This is a genomic window from Paraburkholderia sp. J94, from assembly GCF_905220285.1.
GTDB classification, from domain to species: Bacteria; Pseudomonadota; Gammaproteobacteria; order Burkholderiales; family Burkholderiaceae; genus Paraburkholderia; species Paraburkholderia tropica_A.
The window spans coordinates 198,645-222,644 of sequence record NZ_CAJMZH010000012.1 but is presented as its reverse complement, the minus strand read 5'-3'; the positions used below and the strand labels follow the sequence as shown (position 1 = coordinate 222,644).

Genomic DNA, 24,000 nt, shown 5'->3' with positions numbered 1-24,000 from the left:
CAGGATGTCTAAATGTGATGGACGAATAATGCATCGCTCGATCATCAAAACCCCTACATTTACGCCAGTTTTTTCAGATAAGCACCGGATTGCCAATCTCATTAACAAGATTCGCCCTGCGCTATATTTGGCACGCCCATGGCGCTACCGCCACGGACATTCCGCCTAGAAAACCGCTCTGAATACCAGGATATCCGATGACCGATCACACCGCTCAACAACCCTCGTTCGCTTTCGTCGCCGCTTCGTGGGCCGCCTTGATCGCCGGCTTTTGCGCCTATCTGATCGGCTTGTGGAACGCAGGCATGCAGCTCAACGAAAAAGGCTATTACTTCACCGTGCTGCTGTTCGGGCTGTATTCGGCGGTGTCCCTGCAAAAGAGCGTGCGCGATCGCGCTGAAGGCATTCCCGTCACGGGCCTCTACTACTTCCTGAGCTGGACCGCGCTGACGATCGCGATCGTGCTGCTCGCGGTCGGCCTCTTCAACGCGACGCTCGCGCTCAGCGAGAAGGGCTTCTATGCGATGTCGTTCATCCTCTCGCTGTTCGGTGCGGTGACCGTGCAAAAGAACACGCGCGATATTCAGATCGCCAAGCCGGCTTACGTCGAACCCGCGACGCCGCTGCGCGAGCAGGACGCGGGAAACTCGCTGTGACCCGATTACACCCCGAGCAACGCCCATAAAAAAACGCCACGGTCACCCGTGGCGTTTTTCACTTCACGACTCGCTGAAGCGTCGTTAAAGCGTCGCTGAACCGTCGCTCAACCCGCCGACGCAGCCGGCGCCGAAGCCGCAGCCGGCGCGCTCGCCGAGCCGTAATCGGCCGGTGCATCCGGCTCGCGCGGCGTTTCGCCCGCGTGCTGGATCCAGCCGCCGCCGAGCGCGCGATACAGATCGACCAGGTTGGTCAAGCGTGCGAGGCGCGCGTTGATCAGCGTCTGCTGCGAGGTGTACAGGCTCGTCTGCGCGGTCAGGACCGGCAGATAGCTGTCCACGCCGTTCCGGTAGCGCAGCTCCGAGAGCGTCAGCGTACGCTGGTTCGCGAAGGCGTTGCGTTCGAGCGCCGCGATCTGCTGATCGTAGGTGCCGCGCGCGGCCAGCCCGTCCGCCACTTCGCGGAACGCCGACTGGATCGACTTCTCGTAGTTCGCGATCTCGATGCGCTTCTGCACGTTCGCGAGTTGCAGGTTCGCGATGTTCGAACCGCCCTCGAAGATCGGCAGCGTGACCTGCGGCACGAAACTCCATGCCGCCGTGCCCGCCTTGAACAGACCGCCGAGCGACAGGCTTTCGGTACCGAACGCCGCCGTCAGCGAGATCTTCGGGAAGAAGGCCGCGCGCGCCGCGCCGATGTTGGCGTTCGCGGCGAGCAGCGTCTGCTCCGCTTCCATGATGTCGGGACGGCGCGTGAGCATGTCCGAAGGCAGCCCCTCCGGGATGTCGGCGAGCAGATCCTGGCTGTCGAGCGGCAGGCCTTGCGGCATGTCCGCCGGCAGCGGCTCGCCGAGCAGCAGCACGAGCGCGTTCTCGGCCTGCGCGCGGGCGCGCAGTTGCGCCTGCAGGTTGGCCTGCGCCGACTCGACCACGGTCTGCGCCTGACGCAGATCGAGTTCGGTGCCGGTGCCGGTGTCGAACTGCGCCTTCGTGATGTTGTACGAGTCCTGCGCCGTCTTCAGCGTCTCCTGCGTGACCTTCAGCAGGTCGTCGTCGGAGAGCATCGTCAGGTACTGGTCCGCGACTTCCGACACCAGCGTGATTTCCGCCGCCTTGCGCGCATACGCCGTCGACAGATACTGCGCGAGCGCCTGGTCCTTCAGGCTGCGAATGCGGCCCCAGAAGTCGATTTCCCAGGACGCCTGCAGGCCCACGTTGTAGACGCTGTACGGATTGGTCGGATAGCTCGTCGCCAGTTGCTGCGGCAGGCGCGTGCGCGTGTCCGTGCCCACGGCGTTGACCGCCGGGAACAGCTCGGCGCGCGTGATCTGATACTGCGCGCGCGCCGCGTCCACGTTGAGCACCGAAACGCGCAGGTCGCGGTTGTTCTTCAGCGCGATCTCGACGAGCTGCTGCAGACGCGGATCGACGAAGAAGTCGCGCCAGCCAATGTCGGCCGCCGTCGCGCCATTGGCGCTGTGGCTGCTCTTTGCACTGGTGCCCTCGCCGCCTTCGCCGACCTGGCCGGCTTCGGTGCCGGGCTGCGTCGCGTAGACGCCGCCCTGCGGGAAGGTCTGCGACACCGGCGCGTCCGGCCGGTGGTACCACGGCGCCATCGTGCAACCTGCCAGTAGCGCAGCGGCCCCTGCAATTACGGATAGTTTATGCATCTCAATGTCCTTCCTTACCCGGGCCGCCGTTGTCGCCACCGCCGTTGCCACCCGTGCCGCCGGCGTTGCCGCCGTTGTCGTCGTCGTGGTCGTGCGCGTGGTGCTCCTCGTAGTGCTGGAGCGCGACGTCGGCGTCTTCCTTCTCGCCTGCGAACTTCGCGCGGATCACGACGAAGAACATCGGGATCATGAAGATCGCGAGGAACGTGGCCGTGACCATGCCGCCGATCACGCCCGTGCCGATCGCGTGCTGCGATGCCGAACCCGCGCCGTTACTGATCGCGAGCGGCAGCACGCCGAGAATGAACGCCATCGACGTCATCAGAATCGGACGCAGACGCAGTCGGGAGGCTTCGAGCGCCGCCTCGATCGGTCCCATCTTCCCGTCGGCCTGGAGGTCGCGGGCGAATTCCACGATCAGAATCGCGTTCTTCGCCGACAGACCCACGGTGGTCAACAGACCCACCTGGAAGAACACGTCGTTTTCCAGACCGCGCAGCGTGACCGCCAGCAGCGCGCCGAGCACGCCGAGCGGCACCACCATGATGACCGCGAACGGAATCGACCAGCTTTCGTACAGTGCCGCGAGACACAGGAACACGACGAGGATCGAGATGCCGTACAGGATCGGCGCCTGCGAACCCGACTGGCGTTCCTGGAACGACAGACCGGTCCACTCGTAGCCGATGCCCGCGGGCAGCTTCGCCGCGATCTGTTCCATGGCCGTCATGGCCTGGCCCGTCGACTTGCCCGTGCTCGCCTGACCCTGGATTTCCACCGCCGAGATGCCGTTGTAGCGTTCGAGCTTCGGCGAACCGTAGGTCCACTCACCGCTCGCGAACGAGTTGAACGGCACCATCCCGCCCGCGCTGTTACGCACGTACCAGGTGTTCAGATCGTTCGGCGTCATGCGGAACGGCGCGTCGGCCATCACGTAGACCTTCTTGATCCGGCCATCGATGTCGAGGAAGTTGTTCACGTACGACGAAGCCCAGCCGATCGAGAACGTCTGGTCGACCGATGCCGCCGTCACACCGAGCGCCTCAGCCTTCTCGCGGTCGATGTTGATCTTGTACTGCGGCGTGTCGTTCAGGCCGTTCGGACGCACGAGCGCCAGCGACGGATCCTTCGCGGCCATGCCGAGCAGCATGTTGCGCGCTTCGATCAGCTTTTCGTGGCCCACGCCGCCGCGATCCTGGAGTTCGAAGTCGAAGCCCGAGGCCGTGCCGAGTTCAGGAATCGACGGCGGATTCACCGGAATCACCATCGCGTCCTTGTAGCCCGCGTAGTGCGCGAACACGCGGCCCACCAGCGCCTGGACCTTCTGGTCCGCGTGCTGACGTTCCTTGTAGTCCTTCATGCGCACGAACACGAGACCCGAGTTCTGGCCGCGGCCCGCGAAGCTGAAGCCGTTCACCGTGAACGTCGACTCGACGATCGACTTCTCGTCGTTGAGCAGATAGTTCTGGATGTTGGCCAGCGTGCGTGCCGTGGTTTCCTGGGTCGAGCCCGACGGCGTCTGCACGATCACGAACATCGTGCCCTGATCTTCATCGGGCAGGAACGACTTCGGCAGGCGCACGAACAGCAGGCCGACCGCGACGATCACCGCGAGATAGATGATGAGCCAGCGGCCCGAGCGCTTGATGACGTGATAGACGCCGCTGTGGTACTTGTCGCGGCTCTTCTCGAACGTGCGGTTGAACCAGCCGAAGAAGCCCTTCTTCTCTTCGTGATGGCCCTTCGGGATCGGCTTGAGGATGGTCGCGCACAGTGCGGGCGTCAGAATCAACGCCACCAGCACGGACAGCACCATCGCGGCCACGATCGTCAGCGAGAACTGACGATAGATCGCGCCCACCGAACCGCCCGAGAACGCCACCGGCACGAACACGGCCGACAGCACGAGCGCCACGCCCACGAGTGCGCCGGTGATCTGGCCCATCGCCTTGCGGGTGGCTTCCTTCGGCCCGAGGCCCTCTTCCACCATCACCCGTTCGACGTTTTCCACCACCACGATCGCATCGTCCACCAGCAGACCGATTGCGAGCACGAGGCCGAACATCGACAGCGTGTTGATCGAGAAGCCCACCGCCGCCATGATCGCGAACGTACCCAGCAGCACCACCGGCACCGCGATCGTCGGAATCAACGTCGCGCGCAGGTTCTGCAGGAACAGGTACATCACGAGGAACACCAGCACGATGCCTTCCAGCAGCGTCTTGATCACTTCCTCGATCGACAGGCGCACGAACGGCGTCGTGTCGTACGGGTACTTCACGACGAGACCGTGCGGGAAGTACTTCGAGAGGTCGTCGATCTTCTGGCGCACCAGCTTCGCGGTTTGCAGCGCGTTGGCGCCCGTCGCGAGCTGAATACCCAGACCGGCGGTCGGCGCACCGTTGTACTTCGTGTCGAAGTTGTAGTTTTCGCCGCCCAGACCGATACGCGCCACGTCCTTCAGACGCACCTGCGAGCCGTCCTGGTTCACCTTCAGCAGGATGTTGCCGAACTCTTCAGGCGTGTGCAGCAGCGTCGATTCGGTGATGGTCGCCTGGAACGACTGACCCGCCACCGACGGCGTGCCGCCCAGCTGGCCGCCCGCGATCTGCACGTTCTGCGCGGTGATCGCGGCCGTCACGTCGCTTGGCGTGAGGCTGTAGTTGGTGAGCTTGTTCGGATCGAGCCAGACGCGCATCGCGTACTGCGAGCCGAACAGCGTGACCGTACCCACGCCGTCGATACGGCTGATCGGGTCCTGCACGTTCGACGCCACGTAGTTCGCGAGGTCGTACTTGGTCATGCTGCCGTCTTCGGAGACGAACGCCATCACCAGCAGGAAGCTGCTGCTCGACTTCGTGACCTTGATGCCGAGCTGCTGCACCACCTGCGGCAGAATCGGCGTGGCGAGCTGCAGCTTGTTCTGCACCTGCACCTGCGCGATGTCCGGGTTGGTGCCCGCCGCGAACGTCAGCGTGATCGTGGCCGTGCCCGAGTCATCGGACGTGGACGACAGATACAGCAAGTGGTCGAGACCGCTCATCTGCTGCTCGATCACCTGGGTGACCGTGTCTTCCACCGTCTTGGCCGACGCGCCCGGGTAGGTCGCGCTGATCTGGATGGACGGCGGCGCGATGGTCGGATACTGCGCGACCGGCAGCGTGAACACCGACGCCACACCCGCCAGCATCAGGATGATGGCGACCACCCAAGCAAAGATTGGGCGGTCGATAAAGAACTTTGCCATGAAGCAGGCTCCCTGTTATTGCGCGGCGGAAGCAGCGGGTGCGGAGGCAGCCGACGCGCCCGAAGCGGCGCTTGCGCTTCCATAGCCCGATGCCGTCGCCTGGTCGGCCGAAGGCGCGCCCGGCGGCGGCGGCGGCGGCAGATGCGCGTCGACCGGCTTGACCTCGGCGCCCGGCTTGACCTTCTCGGTGCCTTGCACGACCACGCGGTCGCCCGCGTTGATGCCGCTTTCGACGATCCAGTCCTGGCCCTGCGAGCCCGACGTGACGATCGGATGCAGTTCGACCTTGTTGTCCTTGTTGACGACGAGCACCGTCGCCTGACCCTTCTGGTCGTGCTGAACGCCGATCTGCGGCACGAGGAAGGCGCGCTCGTTGGTGCCTTCGTCGATGCGCGCGCGCACGAACATGCCCGGCAGCAGCACGCGGTCCGGGTTCGGGAACAGCGCGCGGATCGTGACCGAGCCCGTGGTCTGGTCGACCGTGACGTCGGTGAACTGGAGCTTGCCCTGCTGCGCGTAGGTGCGGCCGTCTTCGAGGACGAGCGAAACCTTGGCGGCGTCGGGGCCGTTGGTCTTCAGGCGGCCTTCCTGGATTTCGCGGCGCAGCTTCAGGCCGTCGAGGCTCGACTGCGTGAGGTCGACGTACATCGGGTCCATCTGCTGCACGGTCGACAGCAGCGTGGCGGCGCTCGCCTGCACGTACGCACCCGGCGTGACCTGCGAGATGCCGACCTTGCCGGTGATGGGCGAAACCACGTCCGTATAGCCGAGGTTGATCTGCGCGGTGTCGACCGCGGCCTTGCCCGCCGCGACGTCGGCGGCGGCCTGGCCCTGCGCGGACACGGCGTTGTCGTAATCCTGCTTGCTCACGGCGTTGGCCTGCACCAGCACCTTGTAGCGCGTGACGAGGGCGTTCTGCGTGACGAGGTTCGCCTGCGCCTTCGCGAGCGTGGCCTTGGCGTTATTGAGCGTGGCGATGTACGGCGCCGGATCGATCTTGTACAGGCGTTGACCCGCCTTCACGACGCTGCCTTCGGTGAACTCGCGGCGCAGCACGATGCCGTCGACCCGTGCGCGCACTTGCGCGACGAGGAAGGCATTGGTGCGGCCCGGCAGTTCGGACACGACCGGCACAGCGGTGGGCTGGAGGGTGACAACACCCACTTCGGGGGTTTGCGGCGGCGGCGCCGACTGCTTTTGCCCGCACGCTGCAAGCACGATGGCAGCCGTCGCGAAGCTGATTAGGCGGAATGGAACCCGTTCGACGCGCATGGAGCGACCTCTGTCTATAACTGACAATTAAAAGCGTGCGGCGTCCTCGCGAGCGGGAGCAAGCAGGAGGACGGCAGCGCACGCCAGCATCTGGCAATACCTGACGGATAACCGGGTACTTCAGGAAAAAGGCGCGATACCGGTCAGCTACATCCGTCCGGGCGATTCTTCGGCGCGCCGCCGCGTCGGGCGTCGTGCCTGGGGTTTCTACGACCACCAAAGGGCCAGTGACGGATATTACCGGACATCACCACTTGAGGTACCCAGGTGGTGGGGTGCTATTATAGATACATTCGCGAACGAATGTAAAAGAACGAATCATTCCCGATGAACGGTTCGTCAAGAGCGATTTACGCATGACATCCATATTACAAATCAATACGTTGCGGATCGCGCCCCTTTGTATCTCTTGCCGAATAGTCCTTCGCTTTTCGGGGCTTTTGTTCGCGTAAAGCGCCCTTATTAATCCCTTACCTCACTCCTTACGCCCGAATCCCACCGATCATGGCCCGACGCACGAAAGAGGAAGCGCTGGAGACGCGCAACCGCATTCTCGACGCCGCCGAACACGTCTTTTTTGACAAAGGCGTCTCGCGCACCTCGCTCGCTGACATAGCGCAAGCCGCTGGCGTGACGCGCGGCGCGATCTACTGGCACTTCGAGAACAAGGGCGATCTGTTCACGGCGATGTTCGACCGCGTGATCCTGCCGCTCGACGAACTCAAGGCCGCCTCGGTCGACCCCGGCGAGCCCGATCCGCTCGGCCGCATCAAGGATCTGTGCACGCTCTGCCTGTGCGACACGGCCACCGACGCGCGCCGCCGCCGCGTGTTCGAGATCCTGTTTCTGAAGTGCGAGTTCGTCGAGGAAATGGGCCCGGTGATGGCGCGCCATCAGGGCAATATGCGCGAGGGACTGATGCGCATCGAGGAAGGCTTGCGCAACGCGATGTCGAAAGGCCAGCTGCCCGCCGATCTCGACGCGGCGCGCGCCGCGCGCGTGCTGCATTCGTTCATCACGGGCGCGCTGCGCGACATGGCGATCCTGCCCGACGCGTTCGACGTGGCGAGCAACGCCGAGCGTCTCGTCGAAGCGGTGTTCGACGCGCTGCGCTTCAGCCCGGCGCTGCGGGTGGCGGCGGGTGTGGCCGGCGCGCCCGGCGAGGCGTGACGGCGCGCGGCTTTTTGCGCGATTTTCTACGCGGACGTTTTCGCTGAGATTGCATGGCGAGAGCGAACCGCGCCGCCCCCGCCCCCGCCCTCTTCTTCCCGTCTCAGAAACTCACGCGGCCACGCGCGCCTTGCGCGCCCGCTGATTCGACAGATAGATGTTGTCGCGCGGCAGCGGCGCACTTTCCGCCAGCGCCGCGAGCCACGCATCGGTGCTCGCGACGGCCGCGAAGCGCGACTGCATCACCACGCTGAACACGCGATGAATCTCCGCGGCGCTCGCCGCGCCCGCAGAATTCTCGTACGGCACCGAACCCGTCGCGTCCTCCAGAAACTCGACCGCGAGGCCCGCGTGCGTGGCGTCGAAGGCCGTCGAGGCGTCACAGTTGTGCGTCATATAGCCGACGATCGTGAGCGTGTCGATGCCGCGCGCGGCCAGCCACGCACCCAGATCGGTGCCCGCGAACGCGCTCGGCAGCGACTTCTCGACGTAGTGATCGCGCTCGCGCGAGGCCACCACGTCATGCAGTTCGGCGCCCACGCTGCCGCGTGCGAACAGCGGCGACTGCGCGGGCGCGAAGTTCTGCACGACGACGACCGGCACGCCCGCGGCGCGCGCGGCGTCCATGGCGCGCCCGATATTCGCGAGCGAGGTGTGGACATCGGGATATTCGATCGGCAGATCGCCGCTCACATATTCGTTCTGCACGTCGATGACGATGAGCGCGCGGCGCGGTTGTGCGGACATGGTGAGGCCTCCTGATTCGAGCAGGTTTCGGGATGGTTCGGAATGCTTTGGATACGGCGCAGGTGGAAATCGTCCGGCCTGGCGGCGTTCAGACGATGGCGCATTGTTGCGTGGCGGCGCGCACGCGCACAGTGGCCCAAATGACAAGTTTCGCTAGAATCGGGCCAAAACCTCACCCCGGGCCCCGCCCCGCCGCTAACTCCGAAACGCCCCCGAAAAAGCGAGTCCGCGAATGTCCACCGCCGCCGCCGTCCTGCCCGAGCCTTCCGCGCCATCCGCGCGTCCGCTCACACCCGCCACACCCGCCGCGCCCGCGCGCCGCATCGCCGTGATCGCCTTCGACCGCATCATTCCGTTCCACCTGTCGGTGCCCTGCATCGTGTTCGGCGAGGATCGCGCCGAAGGCGGCGTGCCGCCGTTCGAGTTGCGCGTGTGCGCGGCGGAAAGCGGTCCGCTCGCCACCACGGCGGGCTTCACGCTCGGCGCGACGCACGGCCTCGACGCGCTCGCCGACGCCGACGTCGTCATCGTGCCGAGCTGGCGCGACACCGAGGAAGCGCCGCCCGAGGCGCTCTGCGACGCCTTGCGCGACGCCCGCGCGCGCGGCGCGGTGCTGGTCGGCCTGTGCCTCGGCGCCTTCGTGCTCGCGCACGCGGGCCTGCTCGACGGCCGTCCGGCCACCACGCACTGGGCCGCCGCCGACGCCTTCGCGCGCCGCTTCCCGCGCGTGCGCTTCGACCCGCACGTGCTCTACGTCGACGACGGCGACATCCTCACGTCGGCGGGCACGGCAGCGGGACTCGACTGCTGCCTGCATCTGCTGCGCCGCCTCGCGGGCACCGACGCGGCCAATTACGTGGCGCGCCGTCTCGTGGTGCCGCCGCATCGGCAGGGCAATCAGGCGCAGTACGTGCAGCAGCCCGTCGCGGCGCGCGGACGCGGCGACCGGCTGTCGGGCCTGCTCGACTGGATCCGCGCGAATCTGGACGCGCCGCACACGCTCGACACGCTGGCCGAACGCGCGCTGATGAGCCGCCGCACCTTCACGCGCCAGTTCCGCCTGACGACGGGCGCGACCGTCGGCGCGTGGCTGCTCGGCGAGCGGCTCGCGCGCGCGCAGCAGCTGCTCGAAAGCACCGATCAGCCGATCGACGCCATCGCGCAACGCGCGGGCTTCGGCTCGGCGGCGTCGCTGCGCCAGCATTTCGTGCAGGCGTTCAGCACCTCGCCGTCGGCGTGGCGGCGCGAGTTTCGGGGGAAGTGAACGGAAAGTAAGCGGTGTGAAACGACGCGGCGTGCAAGCACCGCGTCGCCCGCCTCGGGAGGATCAGCCGCCCGTGAAGAAGCGCGCCACGTAGAGCAGCAGCGCGACGAAGAAGATCATCGCGGCCCATGCCCAGCTCGGCATCGCGTGCGGCGCGGGTTCGTGATGCAGCGTGCTCGCGGCGCGGCCCGAGAGCGTGCCGCCCGCGTGCGGCAGCGCGCGCCGTGCGACCGCCGCGAGATTGATCGGCCGCAGGAACACGTGCTGACGGCGCGGTTCCTTGCCGCGCGCGCGGTTCGGCGCACGGCCATGCTTGGCCGCGACCACGGCGCAGAACTCGGTGAAAAACTCGTCGGCGAGGTCGTGCAGCGCGTGCTCGATCTGGCGCGGCGGCAATTCGCCGAGCGGTCCGGTCAGCGTCGCCCACACCGAGTAGTCGATGCGCGTGCTCGGCGGCTTGCCCGCGGCCACCTCCTCCTCGCGCAGCGCCACGTCGATCTGGCCGCGCATCGAACCGATGCCGTCGGCGCGCGCGCGAAAACTCAGCACGCGACGCGGCGTCAGCGGCACCGTGGAGACGTCACTGGCGATATGGGCGCGCACCTCGTAGCGCGCGCGCAGCGGCCCGAGCGGCACGGTCAGCGTGAGCGCGTACTCGCCCGCGCCCAGTCGCCGGAACATCTCGCAATGCTCGAGACTCGCGCGCACGAGCGCGGCGTCCTGAAGCGCTTGCCAGACGGCAATCGGCTCGAGCGGAATCCTCAACGCGTCGTTCAGTTCCATGGCGGCTCCCCGGCAGTGGTTCGAGAAGGTCGTGTGTCGTAATCGTAAGAAGCGATGTCGTACGGTGTCTTGCTGTGTCGCAGGGCGCGCGGATCAGGACGTCTGATCGATGCGGTCGACGCGCCCGGCGTCGAAAGCCAGATAGCCCGCGATCTCGCGCACGGTGTCGGGCGGCGTCTCGTAACTCCAGGCGGCGTCGTCGATACGGCCGTCCTCGGTGCGCAGATGGTAGTAGACCGCCTCGCCCTTGTGCGGGCACGGCGTCGTGCGCGTGGAGCGTTCGAGGCGCGCCATGTTCACGTCGGCGCGCGGGAAATACCAGGTGTCGATGACGCCGGTCTCGGAGAGCGTGAGCGCGGCGAGCGTGTCGGCGATCGTGATGCCGCCGTGAATCACGCGCACGCGGTGACGATTTACGACGATCTCGATGCGATGGCCGGCATCCGGTTCGACCGTCATGGTCAGCTCCTGATCGATGGGCGGCGCAGCCAGTGCGGCGCGCGGCCTCTTCCGGCACGGCGTGCCGGTCGTTGTGGATTCCTTCTGGCTCCCTGAGGCTCGCGGCGCGGCGGGCCTTTCGCTTCATTATCGGCCAAACTTCGCGCGCATGCGCGACTTCGCGCACGACGGCGCCGCCAGGCTATGTCGGATGGCGCACATTGGCCTGGCGTCGGCGCAACAGTCGGGGCGTCCCGGATTGCGGCGCCGTCATGCCGCTGTCATGTCTTAAGGTCACGCGTCAAGATCATGCCTCAAGCCGCCCCCAACCGCGCCGCCGGGCGCAAAACGGCCCGCGCGGCAGCCGCGCGGGCCGTCTTGCTCACCGCGCCGGACCGTCTGCGGCCGTTACCAGACGAACGCGGCGCGCGCGCTGCCGTTCGAGCCGACGGTCACGGTGCTGGTCTTGTCGACGCCGCTATGGCTCACGTGCACCGTATAGCGGCCCGGGCGCACCCGCACCAGCATGTACGGCCCGCGCGAGGTGGTGTCGAGCACGTTCGCGCCGTGGGCGTCGGTGATCTGCACGCGCACGTCGGCGAGGAACTCGGCGTTGCGGCCCGTAAAGCGCAGCGCCAGCGGCCACGAGCGTTGCGCCGCTTGCAGCGCCTTCGACTCGTCCTGGCCGACGCCGCCCGAGACGAACGACACATTGCCCTGTTGCTGCACTTGCGGCATGCCGCCGCCGTTGGTGTTGCCGGCGCTCGTGTCGTCGGTCGACGAGCCGCCGACCGTGGCGTTGCCCTGCGTGCCGCTCATGTCGGCCGTGCCGGCGCTGCCGCCTTGCGGCATGGCCTGCTGCGCCGCCGCATTGCCCGCGTAGCCGAGCGCCAGGGTGGCCGCGAGCGCGGCGGCCGAAAGGACGGGGCGTGCGTTAGGGAACATCTTCATCGTGACGACTCCTTGGAAGTTTCTCCGGTGAGACGGATGGCGCAAGGCGCGTGCCCGTGCGCAGCCTGATCGGCTCTGAAACAGGTATAGGAGATCGTCCGATGGCGCGACGGAATGTGTGGCCTAAGCGAGGCCAAAACGTGGCCGAAGCGTGGCCGAAACGTGGCCAAAGCGCGCCGCCAAAACCGCGCGCACAAAAGAAAACTGCCGCCGGGCACAAGCCCCGGCGGCAGTGGAAAAGCGGTCCGGCAATCCCGGTAGACGAAGCGTAAAGCGCGTCGGACCGCTGGAGCGAATCGTGACGTGACGGCGGTTGCGTGGCCTAGCCGAGATCGACCGGCACGAAAATCTGCGCGTCGTCGCGCTGGATCAAGAGCGCGATGCTGTTGCCCGCCTGCGCGATCATCTGCTTGAGCTGGTCGGCGCTGCCCACCGGACGGCCGTTCACCGCGAGGATCACGTCGCCCGGCTGGATGCCCGCGTTTTCCGCCGCGCCGCCCGCCTGTTCGACGAGCAGGCCGTGATCGAGCGAGCTGTTGCTCTTCTCCTCCGGCGTGAGCGGACGCACGGCCACGCCGAGGCGCCCTTGCAGCTGCGACTGCGGCGTGTCGTTCGACGCGGTCTTCGTGTCGGAAAGCGTGCCGATAGTCGCGTTCAGATCCTTGGTGGTCTTGTCGCGCCAGATCTGGATATCGGCCTTCGTACCCGGCTTCATGCCCGCGATCAGCGAGGGCAGATCCGACGAATCGCCGATCTGCTCGCCGTTCACGGCCACGATCACGTCGCCGGGCTTCAGACCCGCCTTCGCGGCCGGGCCGTTCGCGTCCACCGAGCTGACGAGCGCGCCATGCGGTTTTTCCATGCCGAACGAATTGGCGAGCGTCTGGTTCATCGACTGCACCGCGACGCCGAGGCGTCCGCGGCTCACGTGGCCGGTCTTGACGAGGTCGTCCTTGACCTTCATCGCTTCGGTGATCGGGATCGCGAACGACAGGCCCTGGAAGCCGCCCGTCTGCGAGTAGATCATCGAGTTGATGCCAATCACTTCGCCCTGCAGATTAAACAGCGGGCCGCCCGAATTGCCGGGGTTCACCGGCACGTCGGTCTGGATGAACGGCGTGTAGTTCTCGTCGGGCAGCGAGCGCGATTTCGCGCTGATGATGCCCGAGGTCACGGTGTTGTCGAAGCCGTACGGCGAGCCGATCGCCACCACCCACTGGCCGACCTTGCTCTGGCGCGGATCGCCGATCTTCACGGTCGGCAGATCCTTGGCGTCGATCTTGAGCACGGCGACGTCGGACTGCTTGTCCGCGCCCACGACCTTCGCCTTGAACTCGCGCTTGTCGGTGAGCTTGACCGTCACCACGTTCGCGCCGTCCACGACGTGCGCGTTGGTGAGAATGTAGCCGTCCTGGCTGATGATGAAGCCCGAGCCGAGGCTCGTGCTCGGCGTGTCGGGCTGCGCGCCGCCACCGCCACCGCCACCGCCGTCGCCGCCCATGCCGGGCATGCCGCCGTAGAAGTGCTTGAAGAACTGGTAGAACGGATCGCTCGGATCGATCGGCAGCTGCTGCGCGCCGCCGCCACCACCGCCGCGCATCGCCATCTGCTTGACGACGTGCTTCGCGCTGATGTTGACGACGGCCGGACCGTAGGTTTCGAAGAGGCCCGAGAAGTCGGGAATGCCGGTCTTGGCCGCAGCCTCGGCGGGCATCATCGCGGCCTGCGCGGGCGTGATGACCTGCGGCGGCGGCACGTCGCGGCGCCCGGCCACGTAGCCCGCCGACAACGCGACGGCCACGGCGATCGCCACGGCACTGCGGGTAAAGACTTTGGTATTCATAGTGGACTCCTTGCGCGGGATGCTGTCACGACGTAACGAAGGTTAAGCGGCGTCGCTTAAAGGAGTCTTAATTTGGGAACTAATGCGAAAAGCCCCGTGTGGAGGGGCTTTGCGGGCATGCGGGGCGAATAAGGGCGCGTATTGAAAGCTGGACTGAAAGCTGAACTGAAAGCTAAATCGAAAGCTGAATTAAAGCTTGTTTGAAACTGCCATGCGCGCCCCGCTGCGCCCGAGCGGATTTTGATTGCGCGCGCATCGATCATCAAGCGATCCGCCAATGCTCAGAAGCGCACGTCGACCTGCAAACCGCCCGCGGGCGAGTCGCCGAGCGCGATGGCCGCGCCGTGCTGATCGGCGATCCGTCTGACGATCGCGAGCCCGAGCCCGGTGCCCGCGACATCGGTGCGCGCGCGGTTCGCGCCCGCGCCCACGCGATAGAAACGGTCGAACACGCGCGCGCGTTCGTCGACGGGAATGCCCGGCCCGCTGTCCGCGATACGCACGAGCGGATGGCCGTCGTCGACCAGCAGACTCACGTCCACGCGGCCGCCCGCAGGCGTGTATTTCGTGGCGTTGTCGAGCAGATTGTTGAACATCACGCGCAGCGCGTCGGCGTCGCCGTCCACGTGCGCATCGGCGCTTTCCTCGATGCCGAGATCCACGCCGCGCTGCTGCGCGAGCGGCGCGTAGTTGAGCACGCAATCGTCGAGGAGCGCGTGCAGATCGACGCTGCGCGCACGCGCATGGCCGTCCGGTTCCGACCGCGCGAGCGCGAGCAGTTGCTCCGCGAGACGCGTGGCGCGCGTGACACCCGCCTGCAGATCGCCGAGCGCTTCGCGGCGCGTGTCGTCGTCCTTCGCGCGCGCGACCAGTTGCGCCTGGATCTGCACGGCCGCGAGCGGCGTGCGCAGTTCGTGCGCGGCATCGGCGACAAAGGCCTTCTGCGTGTCGAGCGCGTGCGCGAGCCGTTCGAGCAGCGCATTGAGCGCGTGCACGAGCGGCATCACTTCACGCGGCAGCCGCTCCTCGGGCAGCGGATCGAGCGCCTCGGGATGACGCGTGTCGAGCGCGCGCGCGACGCGCGACAGCGGCTTGAGCCCGCGCCCCACCACCATCCACACGGCGAGGCCGAGAAACGGCAGCAGCACGATCAGCGGCCAGAGCGTGCGCAGCGCGACGTTCGCCGCGAGCCGGTTGCGCACCGAGACGGGCTGCGCGAGCTGCACAACGTTGTCGCCGACGATCGCACCATAGACGCGCCAGTCGCCGCGATCGGTCTTCTCGGTCGAGAAGCCCAGCTCCGCGCGCGGCGCGAGCGGCGCACGCGGATGCGAGTAGTACATCAGCACGCCGTTGCGATTCCAGATCTGCAGGACGATGCCTTCGGTGCCGGTATCGCGCGACGACAGAATCTCGTTGAAGGGCTCGGACGGCAGCGCCGAGGCGATTTCCTGCAGCTGGTAGTCGAACAGTTCGTTGGCTTCCGCGAGCGCCTGGCGGTAGATCAGCCAGCCCGCGAGGCTCACGCCCGCGACCACGATCGCGAGCAGCCAGAACAGCAGTTGTCGTCGAATCGAACTCATTGGTGCGCGTGTGTCCTTACGCGTCTTTCGCGATCATGTAGCCGAGGCCGCGCACGTTGCGGATGAGATCGGCGCCGAGCTTCTTGCGCAGCGCGTGGATATAGACCTCGACCGTGTTGCTGCCGATTTCCTCGCCCCAGCCGTACATTTTCTCTTCGAGCTGACTCTTCGAGAGCACCGCGCCGGGCCGCGCGAGCAGCGCTTCGAGCAGCGCGAATTCGCGCGCCGAGAGCGCCACGGGCGCGCCGTCCTGAGTGACCTGGTGCGAGGCCGGATCGAGCGTGATCGAGCCGTGACGAATGGTGGATTCGCTGCGCCCCGACTGACGGCGGATCAGCGCGCGCATGCGTGCGCCGAGTTCGTCGAGATCGAAGGGCTTGATGAGGTAATCGTCGGCGCCCGCGTCGAGACCCTTCACGCGGTCGGCGATGGCGTCGCGCGCCGTGAGGATCAGCACCGGCAGCGCCGTGCCGCGCGCGCGCAGCGTACGCAGCACGTCGAGGCCGTCGCGCTTGGGCAGCCCGAGATCGAGCAGCATCAGGTCGTAGCTTTCGCCACTCGCGGCCGAGAGCGCGGCTTCGCCGTCCTCGACCCAATCGACCGCAAAGCCCTCGCCGCGTAGCGCCTTGCGCACGCCCTCGGCGATCATGCGGTCATCTTCGACTAGCAGTATGCGCATCGTAGTGAAATAACGGTGCGGCGCGCGCGGCGCCGCGTTGCGGGATAACGATGGTGCATTCTAGCGCGGCGCCGACAGCACCACGCCGATGTGGCGTGCGATGGTTTCCCGATTGCATTGCGATTGCATCCCGATTGCATCCCGATTGTTTGCTGATGGCTCGTCGATCGCGTCCAGCGCGCACGGCGCGTTAACTGCTTGCATCTCGCCTGCTTCGTCATTACTTCCCGATGACAAGCGCGCGTATCGCGTTTTTATTGCGCCTTTCGCCCCTGCTTTCATCACTTTTGTCGCCGACGATGCGCGCACGCCGCGCGAGGTCTTTACAATGGGCGCTTTTGCGGCGCGCGGCGCCGCGATGCTGACGCGCTTTTCCGTCCGGCTCCGCGCCTAACCGTGCACCCGACGACGCAGGCGCGTGCATCGCAAACGCTTCGCGCCCCGGAATCCGCGTCCGCGCGCAACCCGGCGAAGCCGCCCTCGAAGGCGCTCGCCACGCGCGCGGCCCTGCACTGCCCGCCACTGCCTGCACTCGCCCAACGCATTTCATGCCGCCCGTTTCGTCGTCCCCGCGCTCTCTTCGCTCCGTTCGCTCCCTGAGCCGCTTCTGGCGCCTGCCGTCGCGCCAGGCCGCCAGCTTCAAATCCACAAGCACGCCCGCCCGCACGGCGAGCCGCACGCTGTCGCTCACGCTCGTCTGCGCCGCGCTGAGCGCCGCGTTCTGCGCCGCGCCCGCCGCCTGGGCGCAGCCCACCGAAGGGCGCACGCCGACCGTGAACGTCAGCACCGTGCTGCCGCCTTCGGTGATGGCGGGGCTCGAACGCGCGCACGTGCCGCTTTCGTCGGTGAGCGTGGTGATCGAAAAAGTCGGCGACCGTCAGCCGAGCCTGGCCGTCAACGCCGGCCAGCCGATGATGCCCGCCTCGACCATGAAGCTCGTCACCACCTGGAGCGGCCTCGCGATGCTGGGCGCCGACTACCGCTGGAAGACCTCGGCCTACACCGACGGCGACGTCGACGCGAGCGGCACGCTGCACGGCAATCTCTACATCAAGGGCACCGGCGATCCGAAGCTCGTGCCCGAAGAACTGATCGACCTCGTGCAGAAGATCCGCGCGGCGGGCATCACGCGCATCGACGGCGCGCTCGTGCTCGACAAGAGCGAGTTCGATCCGTCCACGCGCGACCTGCCCTCGTTCGACGGCGACGAAAGCGCGCCCTACAACGTCGGCCCCGATCCGCTGATGTACGCGTTCAAATCGGTGTCCTTCACGTTCTCGCCGTCGCGCGAAGGCGTGTCGATCGACGTGGTGCCGCCGGTCGCGCAATGGCAGATCGACAACCAGATCCACGAGCGCCCCGGCGCGTGCCGCGGCATCTTGCCGAGCCCGCAGGTCACGCCCGGCGCGAACGGCGTGGTCACCGCGAGCTTCGACGGCAGCTACGCGATGCGCTGCGGCGCGCGCACGCTCAACATGGCCGCGCCCGTCGATCACTCGACCTTCTTCGCGGACGGCTTCCTCGCGCTCTGGCAACAGGCGGGCGGCAGCTTCGCGGGCACGACGCACGAAGGCGTGGTCCCGCCGCGCGCGCGCCTGCTGGCCGTGCACCAGAGCCCGCCGCTCGGCGACGTCGTGCACGACATCAACAAATTCAGCAACAACGTGATGGCGCGCAATCTGTTCCTCACGCTCGGCGCCGTCGAGGGCAAGCCGCCTTCAACCACGGCGAAGGCCGCATCGGCGGTGACGAACTTCCTGCACCGCAACGGCCTCTCGATGCCGGAACTCGTGCTCGACAACGGCTGCGGCCTGTCGCGCGAGGAGCACATCAGCGCGCTCTCGCTCGCGAACCTGTTGCAGACGGCGAACGCGAGCCCGGTCGCGCAGGTCTTCATCGACTCGCTGCCGGTGGCGGGCGTCGACGGCACGATGCGCAACCGCCTCACCAACGCGGGCGTGGGCGGCAACGCGCACATCAAGACCGGCACGCTGCGCGACGTGCGCGCGATCGCGGGCTACGTGGCCGCCGAGAACGGTTCGAGCTGGATCGTCGTGAGCCTGATCAACGATCCGCGTGCGGAAGGCGCGCGCGCCGCTCACGATGCGCTGCTCGAATGGGTCTACAAGGGCATGCCCGAGGAGCATCCGGTGTATGTCGATCCGCATCCGCGCAAGGCGTCGAAGGCGTCGCGCGCGGGCCACGCCGTGAGAGGCGTGAAGGTCGAGCGCGTCAGCGAAACGGTGGGCCGCAAGACGTCCGATAAGGTCTCGGAAAAGGCGCCCGCGAAGGCTTCGGCGAAAGCGTCCGCGAAGACGTCGGCCAAAGCGTCCGGCAAGGCCGCGAAGAAGCACCACGCCGCGCAATAAGCGTGAGCTGAGCGCGCATCGGGCGCGCGCGGACGGCGCGCCGCCACGGCGTTCCGTCCGCTGTCCTGAGCACTTCTCTGAGCGCTTTCCCGAGCGCTCGCGCAACACTCGCAAACCGCTCGCATAACGCGCGCGCAAGCGGGCCGCAGCGCGGCTCGCGCCACGGTTCGCGACGTTGCGCCCCGTTTTCCTGCTCGCAAAAGCCGCCCTCGGCGCACGTCACGGCGGCATGCGGCATCCTCGTATCTCACGTTGCGACACGCGCCGCCCACGCCCCGCGCGGCGGCCTGCCTCGAAGATTTCCTCTAGCAAAGCCCCGAGCGTCGCGCGTCGCACGCGTGTACCCTGACGGGCAAAGTCCGGTAGCGCGTCAGTTGATGCGTCGCGCACCGGCGGCCGCGCGTACGCCCTCTTGCACCGGGAAGGGACCGCGACGGCTCTCTGGAGACGAGACACACAACAACGCGGCGCCAGCGCCGCACACGGGACCTGGAGGACGACGTTCGTGCAGTTCGACGCACAATGGCTGCTGCTCGCGCTCGCGCCCGTGTTTCTCGCCTGCATCGGCTGGGAAGCCTGGCATCTCGCCCGCTCGCGCCCCGGCGCGGCCCTCTACAGTTGGCCCGACACGCTCTGCAACGCCGCGCTCGCGCTCATGCACCAGGGTGCCGACAAGCTCGCGTGGCTCGTCGCGATTCCCGTCTACGCTTGGGTCTGGCGCCACTGGCGACTGACAGACTGGCATCCCGGCTGGCTCGCGTGGCTCGTGCTGTTCATCGCGCAGGACCTGCTCTACTACGTGTTTCACCGCGCGAGCCATCGCGTGCGCTGGCTGTGGGCCGCGCACGTCGTCCATCATTCGTCGGGGCGCCTCAATCTTTCCACCGCCTTCCGCCAGAGCCTGATGTATCCCGTCGCGGGCATGTGGATTTTCTGGATTCCGCTCGCCGTGATCGGCTTCACGCCGATGCAGATCGTCAGCATCGTGCTCGTCAATCTCGCGTTCCAGTTTTTCGTGCATACGCAGGCCATCGGGAAACTCGGCTGGCTCGAATACGTGTTCAACACGCCGTCGATGCATCGCGTCCATCACGCGCGCAACGAGCGCTATATCGACCGCAATTACGCCGGCGTGCTGGCGATCTGGGACCGGCTGTTCGGCAGCTACGTCGAGGAAGATGCGCACGAGCCGCCCGTCTACGGCATCGTCAAGCCGCTCGACACCGATAACCCGCTGAAGGCGAGCTTTCACGAATGGATCGCAATGGCGCGCGACTGCGCGCGCATGCCGGACTGGCGCACGCGGCTTGCTGCGCTGTTCGCGCCGCCCGACTGGTGCGCGCGCCACGATCTCGCGCTCGCCGCGCAAAGCGCCGCGATGGACCACACCAGCGGGCGTGAGCGCGAGCCGCGCGAGCCTTAGGAGATTGCGCAGGCTGCCGGACAGGGAACGGGGAACGAAGCACAGAAGCCAGATTCGACCGGCAGTTTGCATTGAAGCAGTGGCCATCAAGCCACAAAACACGGAGATGAAGTGAATATGAAGCACCAAGGAACGAGACACCGTACGCTGCTGCGCGCCACCCAGATCGCTCTCGCGAGCGCCGCTTTCGCCCTGCTCGCCGCGTGCGGCGGCGGCGGTGGCGACGACAACAGCAGCAGCGCGAGCACGACGCCGGCGGGCGGCGTGAAACTGCAGGTCGTGTCGTTCGGCGACAGCCTCTCCGACGTCGGCACCTACTCGCCGCAAATCCTGCCGGGCTTCGGCGGCGGCAAGTTCACGACGAACCCGGGCGAGATCTGGGTGCAGAAGATCGCGGAATACTACGGCGGCACCATCACGCCGGCCTACGAAGGCGGCTTCGGCCTGCCGCTCACGGCCACGGGCGGCCTGGGCTACGCGCAGGGCGGCTCGGACGTGAGCGCGGCCTTCCCCGAAGGCGAAGGCTGGGCGGCGAACAACGCGGCAGCGACGACCGTGCCGGTCGAGACGCAGGTGAGCAACTACCTGAGCACCTACAAGAGCTTCAACGACGGCCAGCTCGTGCTGATCAACGGCGGCGCGAACGACATCTTCCAGTACGCGACGACGGCGAATCTGACGGCGCTGGCCACGGCGCTGCAAACCGACTACCCGACCTACGTTGCAGCCGGCAAGCTGCCGAACACGCAGGCGGGCCAGGTGCAGTACATCGCCGCCTACCTGCAGAAGAACAACGCGCAGGTCTACCAGGCGGCCGTCGCGATGGTCACGCAGATTCAGACCATCCTGCAGGCGGGCGGCAAGCACGTCGTCTTCATGACCGTGCCCGATATCGGCCAGACGCCGCTCGGCGTGGCCGCGAACGCGAAGTCCGCCGGCGCGGCCGCGCTGCTGACCGGCATCACGGCGGCGTACAACGGCATCGTCGAGACGGCGCTCGCCTCGGCGCTCAGCTCGAACGCGGTGATCCTCGCCGATGCGTTCACGTGGCTCGACACCGTCGTGCTGCCGAACGCCCAGGCGAATGGCTTCACGGTCACCAACACCGGCACGGCCTGTAACCTGACGCTGATGGCGCAGAACGCCACGGCCTACGCGCAGAAGTATCCGCAAGTGCTGCAAAACGGCATGACGGCCGCGGAGTACGGCGAGCAATTCCAGTCGTCGCTGTTCTGCTCGCCGCAGAGCTACACGGTGGCGAACGCGGACCAGACCTATGTGTTCGCCGACACGGTCCACCCGAGCACGCATACGCATGCGCTGTTCGCGCAATACGTCGAGCAGACGATTGCGAGCAAGGGGCTTGGGAAGTAAGTTCGACGCCCTGCATTGTTTGAGGGCGAAAAAAAGCCCGGCTTGGAAAGCCGGGCTTTTTGTTTGGGCAGGCATAGGCAGCGATGCAGGCTCAAGTCCCGGTGGCCTCCGCTTCGGGCCACAAACGCGGAAACAACCAGCGGAAAAGCGAGAGCGGTAGTGCCAGTTCGAGCGGGCCGCGTGGGCTGGGCGAATCGAGGATCCCGATCTTGAGCAGCTCCGCCAGCAAGCGGTCAGCGGTGCGGGGCGCGAGGCCGGTCATGGCTTTGAAACGCGCGCGATCGATGGAATCGACCGTACCGAGCATGGCGAGCGGCATCGCCGCTTCCGTGCGGAGGAAACGCGTGTCGGCGCTCTGGGCGAGCGCTGCCAGCATCTGTGCGAGCCGCATCTCGAACGCACCCAGGTCGAGCATGCCGCGCATGAAGCCAATCTGATCGAGACAGATATCGAGAAAATAGTCGATGAACTGGACGAGCCCGGCTTCGCTCAGATTGCCTCGCCCATCCAGATCGCCCTTGCGCGGCTGATCGGCTCCGACAAGCGCCGCGTAGTACTGCGGCTGCGAGCGCGCAAAACCGCGCATCGGCGACCACAAGCCATGCGTCAAGCCAAGTCCGGCAAGCCCGATATGCGTATGTAGCCGCGCAACCCGGCCGTTGCCATCGAGGAAAGGGTGGATCCACGTCAAACGGTGATGCGCGGCTCCCAAGGCAATCAGCGCCGTTTCGCCGGCGCGCGCGTACTGGTAACCGGCCTGCCATGCGTCCATAAAGGCAGGAATCGCAGCGGGATCGGGCGGGATATGACGTCCGACCTGAACGCCGCGCGTCCGCCACTCTCCCGGATCGACAGCAATCATGCGGTCTTCGTCGTCCTTTTGCTGCAAATCGTCGGGACGAAGCTGGGCGTGCAAATGGCGATGGATGTCGCGAACGGTGACGGGAGCGAAGTGGCTCGCGGAATCGAACTGCGGCCATGCCGCCTCGCTCCAGCGTTCGGTTTCGATATGGGCAAGCGCGATACGTTGTCGGCGCGCCTCGTCCGGCTGGCTGGAAAAGTCGCGCTGCAACGCCTGTTCGATCAGCAGCGGCTCGGTATGCTGCCCTTCGATCTTGTTGGTGTAGTAGGAATTCATCGGCCGCAGCGCCTCGCGCAACAAGGTGCGCAAGCGCGGCATGCCTTGCGCGGCCAGTTGCCCCGACTCGGCGACGACTTGCGCCGCGCGCGGGCGCAATACATCCAGACGATGCTCGCCGGGCATTAGCGGCTGCATCTGGTGAGGCTGGTCGTAAGCGTAGCGACTTGCGGTCGGATGCATGGAGCGGAGCCCGGATCTGGCGCGTGCGGTGGCGGCTAGGAAATTTGCATTCTATCCGCGATTTCCCTTTCCTCACATAGAGATAGCTCAACCATGGCGACAGCCATGGCGACTAAATCCGTGACAGCCGAAGCCCACCCTACTCCTGCGCCTCAAACGCCGCCGCCGCGCGCCCGAGTCGATCATTCACAGCGATCCACTCGATCGTTTCCGGCAGCTTCTCGATCAGAATGCGCGTGACATTCGCCCGATCGAGCGCGCGCAGCAAGCCATACAACTCGCGCGCATACGCCTGCGGTTCTTCCGGCGCGGCCACGAAATGCACGTTGGCCGCCTGCGCCCACGCACCCGCGCGCGAAGCCCGCGCCACCAGCGCGACCGTCTCGCCCGCGTCGCGCGCGGCCGCGAGTTGCGGCTCCAGCGCCTCGAACGGCTGCAACGCCAGCGGCGTGCGCGGCGCGTAGTGCGCCTTGAGCGTGCCCGAGGCGCGCGGCGCCGTGGCGTCCGAACCATCGGGCAGACGCGGCGCCTCGCCCAGCACGCGCGCGATATCGTGCGGGCTCACGTGGCCAGGACGCAGCAGCGCCGGGAAGCCGCGCGACAGATCGAGAATCGTCGATTCGATGCCCACGTCGCACGCGCCGCCGTCGAGCACATGCACCGCCGCGCCGAACTCGTCGCGCACGTGCTGCGCCGTGGTCGGGCTCACATGGCCGAAGCGGTTCGCCGACGGCGCCGCGACGCCGCCATGTCCGCCCCGCCGCGCCGAAAACGCCGCCAGCAGCTTCTGCGCGACCGGATGCGACGGGCAGCGCAGCCCCACCGAATCCTGCCCGCCGCTCACCGCATCGGGAATGCGCGCGTGGCGCTTGACGATCAGCGTGAGCGGGCCGGGCCAGAACGCGTCGACGAGCTTCTGCGCGGCTTCCGGCCATTCGGCGGCCCAATACTGCGGATCGCCGCCCGGCGGCAGATGCACGATCACCGGATGGTTGGCGGGACGCCCCTTCGCGGCATAGATGCGCGCGACGGCTTCGGGACTCGCCGCATCGCCACCGAGGCCGTAGACGGTCTCGGTCGGAAACGCGACCAGTTCGCCCGCATCGAGCAGCGCGGCGGCGTGCTCGATATCGGCATCGGTCAATGTCGAAACTGCGGACGAAACCGCGGAAGAAGCGGCGGAATGCGGCTGGTCGGACATGATGCGCAG

At 66.8% G+C, this 24,000-nt stretch carries 19 protein-coding genes; 7 read left to right on the top strand and 12 right to left on the bottom strand.

The genetic code is table 11. The features are described 5' to 3' along the window. Positions 1-197 precede the first annotated feature (197 nt). The gene (gene yiaA / locus U4Y88_RS25560) at positions 198-656 is read left to right on the top strand and encodes an inner membrane protein YiaA (protein WP_321787230.1); all 459 of its coding nucleotides are present in this window, start codon (positions 198-200) and stop codon (positions 654-656) included. Between the two features lie 107 nt (positions 657-763). Here the strand turns inward: yiaA and U4Y88_RS25555 are convergent, their stop codons facing one another. From U4Y88_RS25555 to U4Y88_RS25545, 3 genes are read right to left on the bottom strand one after another with little or no spacing between them, the layout of a single operon-like run. Beyond that, positions 764-2,326 (bottom strand): efflux transporter outer membrane subunit, encoded by a 1,563-nt coding sequence (locus tag U4Y88_RS25555; RefSeq protein WP_224016406.1) that lies wholly within the window; start codon positions 2,324-2,326, stop codon positions 764-766. Between the two features lies 1 nt (position 2,327). Then, on the bottom strand, positions 2,328-5,573 hold the full coding sequence (locus tag U4Y88_RS25550; protein WP_224016408.1) for an efflux RND transporter permease subunit: 3,246 nt from the start codon (positions 5,571-5,573) through the stop codon (positions 2,328-2,330). A 15-nt stretch (positions 5,574-5,588) separates the two neighbouring features. Further along, positions 5,589-6,845, bottom strand: a complete 1,257-nt coding sequence (locus tag U4Y88_RS25545; RefSeq protein ID WP_224016410.1) for an efflux RND transporter periplasmic adaptor subunit — start codon at positions 6,843-6,845, stop codon at positions 5,589-5,591. Positions 6,846-7,349: 504 nt separating this feature from the next. Here U4Y88_RS25545 and U4Y88_RS25540 point away from each other — a divergent pair. Further along, positions 7,350-8,015, top strand: coding sequence for a TetR family transcriptional regulator (locus U4Y88_RS25540; RefSeq protein WP_310630194.1), 666 nt, complete (start codon positions 7,350-7,352; stop codon positions 8,013-8,015). Positions 8,016-8,126: 111 nt separating this feature from the next. Here U4Y88_RS25540 and U4Y88_RS25535 read toward each other — a convergent pair whose 3' ends face one another. After that, entirely contained in the window at positions 8,127-8,762 is a 636-nt protein-coding gene (locus U4Y88_RS25535; RefSeq protein ID WP_321787228.1) for a cysteine hydrolase family protein, read from the bottom strand. 232 nt (positions 8,763-8,994) lie between these two features. Here U4Y88_RS25535 and U4Y88_RS25530 point away from each other — a divergent pair, with 232 nt between their 5' ends. Then, positions 8,995-10,026: a helix-turn-helix domain-containing protein gene (locus U4Y88_RS25530; RefSeq protein WP_321787226.1), complete on the top strand. Its 1,032-nt coding sequence runs from the start codon at positions 8,995-8,997 to the stop codon at positions 10,024-10,026. A 63-nt stretch (positions 10,027-10,089) separates the two neighbouring features. Here U4Y88_RS25530 and U4Y88_RS25525 read toward each other — a convergent pair whose 3' ends face one another. From U4Y88_RS25525 to U4Y88_RS25500, 6 genes are all read right to left on the bottom strand, one after another. Then, complete coding sequence (locus U4Y88_RS25525; protein WP_224016418.1) at positions 10,090-10,809, bottom strand: CoxG family protein; 720 nt, start codon at positions 10,807-10,809, stop codon at positions 10,090-10,092. Between the two features lie 93 nt (positions 10,810-10,902). Continuing rightward, a complete protein-coding gene (locus tag U4Y88_RS25520; protein WP_310630197.1) occupies positions 10,903-11,268 on the bottom strand; it encodes a DUF427 domain-containing protein in 366 nt (121 codons plus the stop codon). A 387-nt stretch (positions 11,269-11,655) separates the two neighbouring features. Then, positions 11,656-12,198 carry a carboxypeptidase regulatory-like domain-containing protein gene (locus U4Y88_RS25515; protein ID WP_224016422.1) on the bottom strand — a complete coding sequence of 181 codons (543 nt, stop codon included), beginning with the start codon at positions 12,196-12,198 and terminating at the stop codon, positions 11,656-11,658. A 322-nt stretch (positions 12,199-12,520) separates the two neighbouring features. Continuing rightward, complete coding sequence (locus U4Y88_RS25510) at positions 12,521-14,041, bottom strand: DegQ family serine endoprotease (RefSeq protein WP_321787224.1); 1,521 nt, start codon at positions 14,039-14,041, stop codon at positions 12,521-12,523. 281 nt (positions 14,042-14,322) lie between these two features. Beyond that, positions 14,323-15,624 carry an ATP-binding protein gene (locus tag U4Y88_RS25505; RefSeq protein WP_224016426.1) on the bottom strand — a complete coding sequence of 434 codons (1,302 nt, stop codon included), beginning with the start codon at positions 15,622-15,624 and terminating at the stop codon, positions 14,323-14,325. 16 nt (positions 15,625-15,640) lie between these two features. After that, positions 15,641-16,303, bottom strand: coding sequence for a response regulator (locus tag U4Y88_RS25500; protein WP_224016428.1), 663 nt, complete (start codon positions 16,301-16,303; stop codon positions 15,641-15,643). A gap of 88 nt (positions 16,304-16,391) precedes the next feature. Between U4Y88_RS25500 and U4Y88_RS25495 the strand changes: the two genes are divergently transcribed. From U4Y88_RS25495 to U4Y88_RS25480, 4 genes are all read left to right on the top strand, one after another. Further along, entirely contained in the window at positions 16,392-16,697 is a 306-nt protein-coding gene (locus U4Y88_RS25495) for a hypothetical protein (protein ID WP_321787222.1), read from the top strand. A gap of 154 nt (positions 16,698-16,851) precedes the next feature. Further along, entirely contained in the window at positions 16,852-18,672 is a 1,821-nt protein-coding gene (dacB, locus tag U4Y88_RS25490; protein WP_321787220.1) for a D-alanyl-D-alanine carboxypeptidase/D-alanyl-D-alanine-endopeptidase, read from the top strand. 505 nt (positions 18,673-19,177) lie between these two features. Then, the gene (locus U4Y88_RS25485; RefSeq protein WP_321787218.1) at positions 19,178-20,095 is read left to right on the top strand and encodes a sterol desaturase family protein; all 918 of its coding nucleotides are present in this window, start codon (positions 19,178-19,180) and stop codon (positions 20,093-20,095) included. A 117-nt stretch (positions 20,096-20,212) separates the two neighbouring features. Beyond that, positions 20,213-21,469, top strand: a complete 1,257-nt coding sequence (locus tag U4Y88_RS25480; RefSeq protein ID WP_224016434.1) for an SGNH/GDSL hydrolase family protein — start codon at positions 20,213-20,215, stop codon at positions 21,467-21,469. A gap of 91 nt (positions 21,470-21,560) precedes the next feature. Here U4Y88_RS25480 and U4Y88_RS25475 read toward each other — a convergent pair whose 3' ends face one another. After that, positions 21,561-22,790, bottom strand: a complete 1,230-nt coding sequence (locus U4Y88_RS25475; RefSeq protein WP_321787216.1) for a Fic family protein — start codon at positions 22,788-22,790, stop codon at positions 21,561-21,563. A 139-nt stretch (positions 22,791-22,929) separates the two neighbouring features. Continuing rightward, a complete protein-coding gene (locus U4Y88_RS25470) occupies positions 22,930-23,991 on the bottom strand; it encodes an L-threonylcarbamoyladenylate synthase (RefSeq protein ID WP_321787214.1) in 1,062 nt (353 codons plus the stop codon). Positions 23,992-24,000: the final 9 nt, after the last annotated feature.

Coding starts and splice junctions, on each gene's coding strand:
- yiaA (WP_321787230.1), top strand. CDS start 198: ATGACCGATCACACCGCTCAACAACCCTCGTTCGCTTTCGTCGCCGCT.
- U4Y88_RS25555 (WP_224016406.1), bottom strand. CDS start 2,326: ATGCATAAACTATCCGTAATTGCAGGGGCCGCTGCGCTACTGGCAGGT.
- U4Y88_RS25550 (WP_224016408.1), bottom strand. CDS start 5,573: ATGGCAAAGTTCTTTATCGACCGCCCAATCTTTGCTTGGGTGGTCGCC.
- U4Y88_RS25545 (WP_224016410.1), bottom strand. CDS start 6,845: ATGCGCGTCGAACGGGTTCCATTCCGCCTAATCAGCTTCGCGACGGCT.
- U4Y88_RS25540 (WP_310630194.1), top strand. CDS start 7,350: ATGGCCCGACGCACGAAAGAGGAAGCGCTGGAGACGCGCAACCGCATT.
- U4Y88_RS25535 (WP_321787228.1), bottom strand. CDS start 8,762: ATGTCCGCACAACCGCGCCGCGCGCTCATCGTCATCGACGTGCAGAAC.
- U4Y88_RS25530 (WP_321787226.1), top strand. CDS start 8,995: ATGTCCACCGCCGCCGCCGTCCTGCCCGAGCCTTCCGCGCCATCCGCG.
- U4Y88_RS25525 (WP_224016418.1), bottom strand. CDS start 10,809: ATGGAACTGAACGACGCGTTGAGGATTCCGCTCGAGCCGATTGCCGTC.
- U4Y88_RS25520 (WP_310630197.1), bottom strand. CDS start 11,268: ATGACGGTCGAACCGGATGCCGGCCATCGCATCGAGATCGTCGTAAAT.
- U4Y88_RS25515 (WP_224016422.1), bottom strand. CDS start 12,198: ATGAAGATGTTCCCTAACGCACGCCCCGTCCTTTCGGCCGCCGCGCTC.
- U4Y88_RS25510 (WP_321787224.1), bottom strand. CDS start 14,041: ATGAATACCAAAGTCTTTACCCGCAGTGCCGTGGCGATCGCCGTGGCC.
- U4Y88_RS25505 (WP_224016426.1), bottom strand. CDS start 15,624: ATGAGTTCGATTCGACGACAACTGCTGTTCTGGCTGCTCGCGATCGTG.
- U4Y88_RS25500 (WP_224016428.1), bottom strand. CDS start 16,303: ATGCGCATACTGCTAGTCGAAGATGACCGCATGATCGCCGAGGGCGTG.
- U4Y88_RS25495 (WP_321787222.1), top strand. CDS start 16,392: ATGTGGCGTGCGATGGTTTCCCGATTGCATTGCGATTGCATCCCGATT.
- dacB (WP_321787220.1), top strand. CDS start 16,852: ATGCCGCCCGTTTCGTCGTCCCCGCGCTCTCTTCGCTCCGTTCGCTCC.
- U4Y88_RS25480 (WP_224016434.1), top strand. CDS start 20,213: ATGAAGCACCAAGGAACGAGACACCGTACGCTGCTGCGCGCCACCCAG.
- U4Y88_RS25475 (WP_321787216.1), bottom strand. CDS start 22,790: ATGCATCCGACCGCAAGTCGCTACGCTTACGACCAGCCTCACCAGATG.
- U4Y88_RS25470 (WP_321787214.1), bottom strand. CDS start 23,991: ATGTCCGACCAGCCGCATTCCGCCGCTTCTTCCGCGGTTTCGTCCGCA.